Origin of the sequence: Streptomyces luteoverticillatus, from assembly GCF_003970715.1 — a bacterium.
Lineage (GTDB): Bacteria > Actinomycetota > Actinomycetes > Streptomycetales > Streptomycetaceae > Streptomyces > Streptomyces abikoensis.
In genome coordinates this window covers 6,507,338-6,518,786 of record NZ_CP034587.1, presented here as the reverse complement: position 1 = coordinate 6,518,786, position 11,449 = coordinate 6,507,338, and the positions used below count along the sequence as shown (strand labels likewise).

The 11,449-nt window shown below is 74.2% G+C and carries 4 protein-coding genes and 1 pseudogene; 2 read left to right on the top strand and 3 right to left on the bottom strand.

Annotated elements, in window-relative coordinates; all coding sequences use genetic code 11:
- Positions 1–29 precede the first annotated feature (29 nt).
- Positions 30–1,244, top strand: a complete 1,215-nt coding sequence (gene fes / locus EKH77_RS28945) for an enterochelin esterase (RefSeq protein ID WP_126917201.1) — start codon at positions 30–32, stop codon at positions 1,242–1,244.
- Between the two features lie 48 nt (positions 1,245–1,292).
- Here the strand turns inward: fes and EKH77_RS28940 are convergent, their stop codons facing one another.
- From EKH77_RS28940 to EKH77_RS28930, 3 genes and pseudogenes are all read right to left on the bottom strand, one after another.
- A complete protein-coding gene (locus EKH77_RS28940) occupies positions 1,293–2,657 on the bottom strand; it encodes a DHA2 family efflux MFS transporter permease subunit (RefSeq protein ID WP_126918364.1) in 1,365 nt (454 codons plus the stop codon).
- Positions 2,658–2,704: 47 nt separating this feature from the next.
- Positions 2,705–2,908, bottom strand: coding sequence for an MbtH family protein (locus EKH77_RS28935; RefSeq protein WP_126917200.1), 204 nt, complete (start codon positions 2,906–2,908; stop codon positions 2,705–2,707).
- 4 nt (positions 2,909–2,912) lie between these two features.
- Positions 2,913–10,084, bottom strand: a pseudogene (locus EKH77_RS28930) (amino acid adenylation domain-containing protein).
- A gap of 155 nt (positions 10,085–10,239) precedes the next feature.
- On the opposite strand from EKH77_RS28930, the gene EKH77_RS28925 reads away from it, so the two are divergent.
- Positions 10,240–11,373 (top strand): M20 family metallopeptidase, encoded by a 1,134-nt coding sequence (locus EKH77_RS28925; RefSeq protein WP_126917199.1) that lies wholly within the window; start codon positions 10,240–10,242, stop codon positions 11,371–11,373.
- Positions 11,374–11,449 lie beyond the last annotated feature (76 nt).

Below are 11,449 nucleotides of genomic sequence, written 5' to 3'. Positions count from 1 at the left end.
CGGCACCTGCCACCGAAAGGAAGAGTCACATGGAGTTCCAGAGCCCCGCCCTGCGCGAGCTCGCCGACACCCCCGCTACCGCCGAAACGTTCTGGCGGCGCGTCACAGCCACCGGCACCCCCCTCGTCGAACCCGACCCCGCCGGGGATCCGGCCTGGCGCCTCGTCACCTTCCTCTGGCGCGACGACAGCGCCTCCGCCGTCCTCGCCCTGCTCCACACCGTCACGGACAAGGACCGCCACGCCCACGACCTCACCCCGCACCTCATGACCAACGTGCCCGGCACCGACGTGTGGGCCATCAGCCACCGGCTGCGGGCCGATCACCGGGCGTCGTACCAGTTCTCCGTGCACCGCGGCACCCGCGAGGACGCCCTGCGCACCGACCGGCGCAGCTGGCTGCGCGTGCTGGACGAGGCGCTGCCCGACCCGCTCGCCGCCGGGCCCTCGCTCGCGGCCCGTGACGGCCGCAACCCGTCCTCCGTGCTGGAGCTCCCCGACGCGCCGGCGCAGCACTGGGCCGCCCCGCGCGACGCCATAGCGCGCGGCACACAGATCGCCGCCGAGGTCGACGGGCGGCGCGTCGGCGTGCACCTGCCCGCGGGTCACACCACCGGCGGCGGCCCGTACGCGGTGGCCGTGCTGCTGGACGGCGAGATGTGGGGCCCGGTGCTGGACTTCGGGGCGACGCTGGACAACCTCCACCACGACGGCCGGATCCCGCCAACCGTGACGCTGATGGTGGAGACCATGGGCCGCGACCGGCGGATGGCCGACCTCAGCTGCAGCGAGGAGTTCGTCGACTGGCTGGCGGACACGCTGCTGCCGTGGGCGGCGCGCGAGTACGGGGTGACGGACGACCCGGCCCGTACGGTCGTGGCGGGGCAGAGCGCGGGCGGCCTCACGGCAGCGTTCGCCGCCTTCCGCAGGCCGGCACGGTTCGGGAACGCGCTGTCGCAGTCGGGCTCCTTCTGGTGGCCGGACGGGACCGAGTTCGACGGCGGCAGCGAGTGGCTGACCCGCCAGTTCGCGACGCGTGAAAAGCTGCCCGTCCGTTTCCATCTGGAGGTGGGCCTCCAGGAGTGGATGCTCCTGCCGCAGAACCGCCACCTGCGCAACGTCCTGGAAGCACGCGGCTACGACGTGGACTACCGCGAGTTCAACGGCGGCCACGACTACGCCTGCTGGCGCGGCGGGCTCGCCGACGGGCTCGTGGGGCTGCTGGGAAAGCAGCACCCCGCGTAGAAGCGACAAGAAAGCCCCCACGCGTCGCGCGTGGGGGCTTTCCCGGTGTCAGGCGGCGGCTGCCGCAGCCTCCGGCTCCTCGTCGAAAGGCGGTGGCGCCGGCGCCTCCTTAGGCATCCGCAGCGCGCCCAGCGTGCCGAGGGCGACAAGGCCCGCCGTGACCGCTATGGCCGCCCGGTAAGGGGCCGGGTCCGTCTCGTGCGTCCCGGAGCCGCCCCACGCGGAGATCACCGCGGCGACGGCCGCGATGCCGAGCGCGCCGCCCAGCGTCCGCACGATGGTGAAGAGTGCCATCGCCTGGCCCATGGCCGGCGGCGGTACGTCCGCGAACCCGGCGATCTGGACGGTCAGCACGGCCGTCCCCAGCACCAGGCCCACGCAGAACATCAGCGCCCGTACGGCCCACGCGTTCTCGGCCACACCCGGCACGGCCAGCGCGCCGAAGACGGCCGTGGCGAGCACCAGGGCGGGCACGGCGAGCCACCGGGGCCCGAGCCTGGGCAGCAGCCGGTCGGTGATCTGGGAGGCCAGCATCAGTCCGAGCGCCTCGGGGAAGACGCTCAGCCCGGCGTCCAGGGCCGAGGCGCCGAGCGCCGCCTGGTAGAGCAGCGGGAACGCGAAGAGCACGCCCATCAGCCCGGCCGAGGTCACCAGCGCGAGGACCGTGGCGGACGCGAACACCTTGTCGGCGAGCAGCCGCACTTCCAGCAGGGGCGTGCGCGCCTTCAGCAGGTGGACCCACCCCGAGGCCAGCAGGACGAGCCCGAGCGTGCCGGAGACCAGGACGGAGGGCGTGGTCCAGCCGTGCGCGGGGCCGAAGCCCAGCGCGTAGGTGAGGAGGCCCAGAGCCGGGGTGGCCAGCAGGAAGCCCGTCAGGTCGAAGGGGCCCTCGGTGCCCTCCACGTGCTCCCGGACGCCGAACAGCCCGAGCAGCACGGCCGCCGCCCCGATCGGCACGTTCACGAAGAACAGCCAGTGCCAGGACAGGTGCTCGGTCAGGAAGCCGCCGAGCGGCGGGCCGAGCGCCGGCATCAGCGCGGTCGGCACGATGAGCACCTTGGACAGCTTCATCCGCTCGTGCGGCGGGAAGGCCCGGAAGAGCAGGGTCATGCCGACGGGCGTCAACAGCCCGCCCGCGACGCCCTGGACGACGCGCGCGAGGACCAGCGTCGGCAGGTCCTGGGCCAGGCCGCAGACGGCGGAGGCCGCCGTGAAGACGGCGAGGGCACCGAGGAAGACCTTCTTGGTGCCGAAGCGGTCGCCGAGCCAGCCCGCGACGGGCAGGGCGACGGCGAGCGCGACGAGGAAGGCCACCTCGACGGTGTTGGCGGCCGACACCGGTTCGCCGAAGTCCCGGGCGATGGTGAGCAGCGCCGGGTTGACGACGGTGGAGTCGAGCCCGTTCATGCACATCGCCGCCGTGTAGACGACCACGACGGCGATGCGCGGAGAAAGGCCCCTCACCGGGCGGAGACCGGGGTCAGGTCGGTCCAGTGCTCGGTGATCCAGTCGGTGGCCGACTGCCGGGCGCAGGGCCCGTGGACGGTCGTCCAGCCCTCGGGCACGGCGGCGAAGCCCGGCCAGAGGCTGTGCTGCCCTTCGGCGTTGACGAGGACGAGAAACTCCCCGTCGCCGTCGAAGGGGTTGGCGGGTGCGTCGCTCATGGGGTCAGTTCTCCAGATTCCGCAGTCGGTCGGCGATGACGCTCGCGATGTGCGCGATCGGTTCGGGCAGGGTCATGTCCTTGTGCGAGCAGGCGACGTTCGTGTTGTCGATCCGCCCGGTCACATAGGGGGTCCAGGTGTCGGGGGTGAGGGTGTCGTCGATGGTGTCGACGGTGGCCCGGAAGAACAGCACGTCGCCCTTGAAGACGCGGTGGTCGAAGGCGCGCACCAGGTGGTTGGTGTTGAGGTAGGTGCGGTTGAGGGCGTCGAAGGTGGCGTCGTCGAGGCTGGCCAGCGGGGAGCCCTCGCGGCGCAGCACCTCGATGACGTTCGCCAGCTCCAGCGCTCTGCCCGCCAGGCTGTCCGGGCCGTGGCCGCCCATGGTGAGCAGCGCCTCCAGGGCCTCGGCCTGGTCGGGTACGGGCAGCTCGCGGAAGCCCTCGGCGGGGTAGGCGTCGAGGATGGCGAGCAGCTCGACCTCGGCGCCGAGGTCCTGGAGCCGGGTGGCCATGGCCTGGGCGATGATGCCGCCGGTGGACCAGCCCATCAGCCGGTACGGGCCGTCGGACTGGACCACGCGGAGCCGGTCGACGTAGTGGGCGGCGAGCTCCTCCAGGGTCCGCGGCAGCGCTTCGGCGGCGGTCGCCGGGCCGACGCCCTGGGCCTGGAGGCCGTAGATCGGCACGTCGGCGGGGAGGTGGCGGATGAGTCCGGCGTAGCACCAGCTGAGGCCGCCGGCGGGGTGGACGCAGTAGAGGGGTGCCTTGTCGCCGTCCTTGGCGGGGCGCAGGGGCAGCAGTACGTCCAGGGCGTCGGTGGCCGGCGCCTGGGCGTCGAGGGCGGTGGCCAGCGCGGCCGGGGTCGGGGCCTGGAAGACCGTGCCGATGCCGGTGTCCGTGCCGAGGGCCTCCTTGACGCGTCCGGCGAGGCGCACGGCGAGCAGCGAATGGCCGCCCAGGTCGAAGAAGTTGTCGTCCACGCCGACGCGGGGCAGGCCCAGGACATCGGCGAAGATCGCGCAGAGCTGTTCCTCGCGGGGGCCGCGCGGGGCGCGTCCCTCGGTGACGGCGGCGGCGAGGTCGGGGGCCGGGAGGGCCTTGCGGTCGAGCTTGCCGTTGGCGGTCAGCGGCAGCCGGTCCAGCAGGACGACGGCGGAGGGGACCATGTGGCCGGGGAGTTCGCCCCGGGTGTGCTCGCGGAGCAGGGCCGGGGTGGTGTCGTGGGCCGGGACGGCGTAGGCGACGAGGCGCTTGTCGCCGGGGGTGTCCTCGCGGACTACGACGGCCGCGTCGGCGACGTCGGGGTGGTCGGCGAGGACGGCCTCGATCTCGCCGAGCTCGATGCGGAAGCCGCGGATCTTCACCTGGTGGTCGGCGCGGCCGAAGTACTCGAGGGTGCCGTCGGGGCGGCGGCGGGCGAGGTCGCCGGAGCGGTACATCCGGCTGCCGGACTCGCCGAAGAGGTGGGCGAAGGGGTCGGCGACGAATCGTTCCGCCGTGAGGGCGTGCCGGCCGAGGTAGCCGCGGGCCAGGCCCTCGCCCGCGACGTACATCTCTCCGGTGACGCCGGGCGGCACGGGCTGGAGGTACGGGTCGAGGACGTAGACGCGCAGGTCGGGGATGTTGACGCCGATGGTGCTGGAGGTGCCGCCGGCGGCGCTCGCCCGGTCGAGGGCGATGTAGGAGACGTGCACGGTCGTCTCGGTGATGCCGTACATGTTGACGAGCGTGGGGCGTCCTCGGCGTGGCGGTCGTACCAGTCGTCGAGACGGCCGAGTTCCAGGGCCTCGCCGCCGAAGACGACGTAGCGCAGGGCGAGATCGCGACCCGGGTGCTCCTTGTCCGCCGCCATGAGCTGGTAGAAGGCGGACGGCGTCTGGTTGAGGACGGTCACGCCCTCGTCGGCGAGCAGGCCGAGGAAGGCGGCCGGGTCACGGCTGACGAGGTGGGGGACGACGACGAGCCGGCCGCCGTACAGCAGCGCGCCCCACATCTCCCACACCGAGAAGTCGAAGGCGTAGGAGTGGAAGAGGGTCCACACGTCGTTCTCGTCGAAGCCGAACCAGTGGTCGGTGGCGGAGAACAGCCGGGTGACGTTGTGGTGGGTGACGGGGACGCCCTTGGGACGGCCGGTGGAACCCGAGGTGTAGATGACGTAGGCGACGTCGCCGGGGCGCTGGGCCCGGGTGCGGTCCGCGTCGGTGAGGTCGCCGGCCGCGTACGCGTCGGCGTCGGTGCCGTCGACCAGGACGACCGGCAGGTCGTGCGCCGGGATCCGGGCGGCGGTCGCGGTGTCGGTGACGACGGCGGCGGGGGCGGCGTCGGCGAGCATGTAGGCGAGCCGGTCGGCCGGGTAGTCCGGGTCCATGGGGAGGTAGGCGGCGCCGCACTTGGCGACGGCCAGCAGGCCGGTGACGAGTTCGAGCGAGCGCGGCAGGGCGAGGGCGACGATGGCGCCGGGGCCGATGCCGCGTCCGGCGAGCAGCCGGGCCAGGCGGTTGGCTCGGGCGGACAGCTCGGCGTGGGTGAGGGACGCGCCGTCGCAGGTCACGGCCGTGCGGTCGGGGTGGCGGCGAGCAGCGTCCTCGTACAGCTCGACGAGGGTGCGGTGCTCCGAAGGGGCCGTTCTCCGGCCTGCGTTCCACTCCACGAGAGAGCGGTGGAGCTCCGGCCCGTCGAGGAGCGGGAGGCGGCCGACGGGGGTGTCGGGGTCGGTCGCGGCGGCGGTGAGGAGCCTGGTGAGGTGGGTGGAGAGACGTTCCGCCGTGGTGGTGTCGAAGAGGTCGGTGCGGAACTCCAGGAAGCCGGATATGCCGCCGCCGGGCCGCTCGCCTGCGTTGAGGGTGAGGTCGAACTTCGCGGTGCCGGTGGGCACGGCGGTCATCCGCGCGGCGAGATCCGGGCCCATCGCGAACGCGGCGTCGGGCATCGACTGCCAGGCGAGCATCACCTGGAAGAGGGGGTGCCGGGCCAGTGAGCGGGGCGGGTTGAGCTCCTCGACGAGCCGGTCGAAGGGCAGGCCGGCATGCTCGTGGGCGGCCAGGGTGGTGGTGCGGACGCGCTCCAGGAGGGCGCGGAAGGTGGGGTCGCCGGAGGTGTCGGTGCGCAGGACGAGGGTGTTGACGAAGAAGCCGACGAGCTCGGCGGTGGTGTCGTCGTCGCGCCCGGCGACGGGGGTGCCCAGCGGGATGTCGGTGCCGCAGCCGTAGCGGGTGAGCAGGGCGGCGAGCGCGGCCTGGACGGCCATGAAGACGCTGGTGCCGCTCGCGCGGGTGAGCGCGGCGAGCGCGGCGTGGGCCTCGGGGCCGAGCTCGAAGGGGACGGTGTCGCCCGCGGTGGAGGCGATGGCGGGGCGCGGCCGGTCCGTGGGGAGTTCGAGCTGGTCGGGCAGGCCGGCGAGGGCCGCCTTCCAGTGGTCGAGCATGCGGACGGCGGCGGGGGTGGGCGCGTCGGCGGTGCCGAGGAGGCGCTCCTGCCAGGCCGTGTGGTCGGTGTACTGGACGGTCAGGGGGGCCGCGCCGGGGGCCCGGCCGGCGGCGCGGGCGCTGTAGGCGGCGGCGAGGTCGCGGGCGAGGGGCGTGGTGGAGGCGCCGTCGCCGGCGATGTGGTGGAGCAGGAGCAGCAGGGTGTGCCGCTCGCCGCCATCCGAGAAGAGCGTGACGCGCAGCGGGAGTTCTTCTGCCAGGTCGAAGGAGTGGCGTACGGCCACGGTGAGGTCGGCGTCGAGCGGGGCGACGTGGAGCTCGGGGCGGGCCCGCTCGGGGGTGAGGATCAGCTGGTGGGGCTCGTTGTCGAGGGCCGGGTAGAGGGTGCGCAGCGTCTCGTGGCGCTCGGCGAGGTCGGCGAGGGCGAGGCGCAGCGCGTCCTGGTCGACGGGGCCGGTGAGGTCGAGCAGCAGCGGGATGTTGTAGGTGGGGCTGGGGCCTTCGAGGCGGTACATGAACCACAGCCGCTTCTGGGCCGGGGAGAGCGGCATCCGCTCGGTGCGCGGTACGGGGACGAGCGTGGGCCGGTCGGGGTCGGTGTCCCGGTCGCGGGCGAGGGCGGCGAGGGCGGCGGGGGTGGGGTTGCGGAAGACGTCGGCGAGGCCGATGGTGTCGTCGCCGAGGGCGTCGCGGACGCGGGCGGCGATCCGGCCGGCGAGCAGCGAGTGGCCGCCGAGGGCGAAGAAGTCGGCGTCGGGGGACGGGGCTTCGGGCAGGCCGAGGACGTCCTGGAAGAGACCGGCGACGATCTCCTCCTGGGGGGTGCGGGGGGCGCGGTGGCCGGTGGTGGTGGGCTCGGGGTCGGGCAGGGCCTTGACGTCGAGCTTGTCGTTGGCGGTGCGGGGCAGGGCGTCCAGGATCAGGATCGCGGTGGGCACCATGTGGTCGGGCAGTCGCTCGGCGAGGTGGGCGCGGAGCTCCTCGGGGTCGGGCGTGGCACCCTCGGTGGGCACGGCGTAGCCGAGGAGGCGCTTGCCGGTGGCGGTGTCGCGGGCGATCACGGCGGCGCGGTCCACGGCGGGGTGGCCGGCCAGGACGCTCTGGATCTCGCCGAGTTCGACGCGGAAGCCGCGGATCTTGATCTGGCCGTCGGCGCGGCCGAGGAATTCCAGGGTGCCGTCGGGGCGGCGGCGCACCAGGTCGCCGGTGCGGTACATCCGGGCGCCGGGCTCGCCGTGGAGGGCGCCGAAGGGGTCGGCGGTGAAGCGTTCGGCGGTGAGGTCGGGTCGGCCCAGGTAGCCGGCGGCGAGGCAGGCGCCGGCGAGGTACAGCTCGCCGGTGACGCCGGTGGGGGCCGGGCGCAGGGAGTTGTCGAGGACGTAGGCGCGCGAGCCGCGCACGGGCCGGCCGACGGGGGTGCCGTCGTCGTCGGCCAGCCAGTAGTAGGCGTCGACGGTGGTCTCGGTGGGGCCGTAGAGGTTGATGGGGCTCAGGCCCTCGGTGGCGGCGAGGCGGCGCCACAGGGGGTCGGGCACGGTCTCGCCGCCGACGACGACGAGGGCGGGGTGGTGGCGGCCCTCCGCCAGCAGGCCCTCGGCGATGAGCGCCTCGACGTAGGAGGGGGTGGCGTCGAGGTAGTCGACGCGGTGTTCGTGGACGTAGGCGGTGAGGGTGGCGGGGTCGCGGTAGGCGGTGTCGTCCAGGAGGTGGAGCTCGTGACCGTGGACCATCCAGATGACCGGGTCCCAGGAGGCGTCGAAGGCGAAGGAGGCGCTGTGCGCGATCCGCAGCCGGTCCCGTCCGGTGCGTATCCGGGCGGGGGCGATGTGGTCGGTGCCGTGCCCGGCGTGGAGGTTGGCGAGGGAGGCGTGGGTGACGAGGACGCCCTTGGGGCGGCCGGTGGAGCCCGAGGTGTGGATGACGTAGGCGGGCTGGTGGAGCGCGGGGGCGGCGGGTGCCGTGGTGGGCCGGGCGGCGATCCGGGCGCGGGTGGCCTCGTCGTCGAGGAGGAGGACGGGGACGGTGTGCTCGGGCAGCCCGCGCACGGCGTCGGCGGTGCCGACGATCCGGGCGGGGCGGGTGTCGTCGAGGACCGCCGTGAGGCGCTGGGCGGGGTGTCCGAGGTCGAGGGGCTGGCAGACGCCACCCGCCTTGAGGACGGCGAAGAGGGCGACGACGGTGTCGGCGCTGCGGGGCAGGGCCAGGGCCACGGCGGTGCCGGGGCGGACGCCCGCGTCGGCCAGCTCGTGGGCCAGGCGGTTGGCGGCCGCGTCGAGTTCGGCGAAGGTGAGGGCGGTGGCGCCGCTGCGGACGGCGATCGCGTCGGGGGTGCGGGCGGCCTGCGCGGCGAACAGCTCGGGCAGGGTGCGGTCCACGGGCGGCTCGGCGCGGCCGGCGGTGGCCCGGTGGATCTCGTCGGCGTCGAGGAGGTCGATGGTGCCGACGGGCCGCTGGGCGTCGTCGAGCAGCAGGTCGGTGAGGGCGTCGAGGTAGCGGCGCAGTCCGTGCTCGTGCGTGGCGAGGGAGCCGGCGTCGTAGCGCGCGGGGTTGGCGTCCAGGCCGAGGCGCAGGGTGCCGTCGGGGCCCGGGGTGACGCCGACGGCCAGGTCGTCGACGGGGCCCGCGGCGAGGTTGGTCAGCGCGCCGGGGAGGCCGGCGAAGTCCAGGTCCTCGTTCTCGAAGGGCTTGATGTTGATCATCGCCCCGAACAGCGGCTGCTGGGGGGAGGTGAGCCCGAGGTCGCGGCGGAGGTCCTCCTGGCGGTAGCGCTGGTGACGGTTGGCGGCCCGCATCTCCATGACGACGCGGCGGAGGAATCCGGCGCCGGTGTCCTGGGGGCGGACGGTGACGCGCAGCGGCATGACGTTGACCATCATGGCGGGGGTGCGCAGGGCGGTCTTGTTGGTGCGGCTCTTCAGCGGCAGGCCGAGCACGATGTCCTCGGCGCCGGTGACGCGGTGGAGGTAGCCGGCGGTGGCGGCGACGAGCAGTTCGGCCCAGGTGGCCTTCACCGTGCCCGCGGCGGCCGTCAGCCGGGCGAGGGAGCCGGCGGGGAGTTCGGCGGTGTGGCGCAGGACGGCCTGGGCGGGGGCGGCGGGGCGGTCGGAGAGCGAGACGGGCTCGGGCCGGTCGGCGAGGCGCTCGCGCCAGTGGGCGCGGTCGGCGGCGTGGCGTTCGCCCGCCAGGTAGGCGGCCTCGTCGTCGACGAGTTCGCGGAGGGTGCCGAAGGGGTGGGGAGTGGGCTCGGCGCCGGTGGCCAGGGCGGTGTAGACCTCGGCGAGGCGGCGGCCGATGAGGTTCAGGGCGTAGGCGTCGACGGCGAAGTGGTGGACGCGCTGGTACCACCAGTAGCGCTCGTCGGCGAGGCGGATGAGGGCGTGGGTGACGAGGGGGCCCTCGGTGAGGTCGACGGGGCGGGCGAGGTCGGCGGCGGTCCAGGCCGTCGCCTCGGCCTCGGGGTCGGTGGCGGTGCGCAGGTCGAGGCGGTGGAGGGCGGGCGCGGGGGCGGCGAGGCGCTGGGCGGGGGTGGTGCCGTCCCCGGCGGTGGCCAGCAGGGCGAGGGTCTCGGCCTCGGCGGTGGTCCGCTTCAGGGCGCGCTCGAAGAGCTCCTCGTCCAGGGGTCCGGTGATCTCCACACGGTCGCCGGTGTTGAGGACCGGGTTCGCGGGGTCGAGAGCCTGGGCGTAGAGGATTCCGGACTGCGCGGCGAGGAGCGGCAGTTCGGCGGAGTTCTCGTCCTGGTGGTGACGCATCGCGTGGGGACTCCCGGTTTCTGGCGAACGTTCCTGGTCGCACCGGTAACCCCCGGTGCGTCAGCTTAGGTAAGCCTAAGCTATTTTCTGATCGCTTGTGAGCGTGGGTCCGGCTGCCGAGGACACCGCGCGAAGACGACGACACTGGAGCGGACATGACCGTGGCCGAGGGCCTCAAATCAGCCATACGCGAGCGCGTTCTGGAACGCCGCGAGGGGCTTCTGGCGCTCAGCCGGCGCATTCACGCGCACCCCGAGACGGCCTTCGCCGAGCACCGGGCGGCCGCGTGGTGCGCGGAAGAGCTGCGGGAGCACGGCTTCGCCGTCACCGCCCCCGCCCACGGCCTGGAGACGGCGTTCACGGCGACCGTCGGCTCCGGCCCGGTCACCGTGGCCATCGCCTGCGAGTACGACGCCCTGCCCGGCCTCGGGCACGCCTGCGGCCACAATCTGATCGCGGCGGCGGGCGTCGGCGCGGCGCTGGGCCTGGCCCCCTTCGCGGACGAACTGGGCCTGACCGTCCGGGTGCTGGGCACCCCGGCCGAGGAGCGCGGCGCGGGCAAGGCGCTGCTGCTGGAGGCGGGGGCCTTCGAGGGGGTGGACGCGGCGATGATGGTGCACCCCTGCCCGTTCGAGGTGGCCGAGTTCCGCTCGTTCGCGCTGGGCACGCTCTCGGTCGAGTACCGGGGGAAGGCGGCCCACCCGAGCCTGAACGCCCACGAAGGCCGCAACGCCGCCGACGCCCTGACGGTGGCGCAGGTCGCGCTGGGGCTGCTGCGCCAGCAGTTGCCGCCGCAGTGGAAGGTGCACGGGGTGACCACGGGGGCGGGCACGGCACCCAATCTGATCCCCGACCGGGCGACCGCCGAGTACGAGATCCGCGCGTCGGCCGCCGAGGACCTGCGGGAGCTGCGCGAGCGCGTCGAGGCGTGCTTCCGCGCCGGGGCGCTGGCCACCGGCTGCGAGGTGTCGCTGACCCGTCCCGAGCCGGACTACCTGGACTTCCGCACCGACCCCGGCCTGATCGCCCTGTGGACGGCCAACACCCGGGCGCTGGGACGGCCCGAGCCTCAGCGGAAGGACGCCTTCGCCTGCACGGACATGGGCAACGTCTCGCACGCGGTGCCCTCGATCCACCCGGTGCTGGACATCACGGGCGGCGCGTGCGGCCCGCACGAGCCGGAGTTCGCCGAGGCGGCCGTCTCGCCGGAGGCGGAGCGGGCGATCCTCGACGGGGCGGTGGGAATGGCCTGGACGGCCGCCGACTTCGCGGCGGCGCGCCGCGCGTAGCGCGATGTGTCCTCAAACGCCGGACGGGCTACTGTGCTTTGTCCTCAAACGCCGGACGGGCTGACGAAAGTCAGCC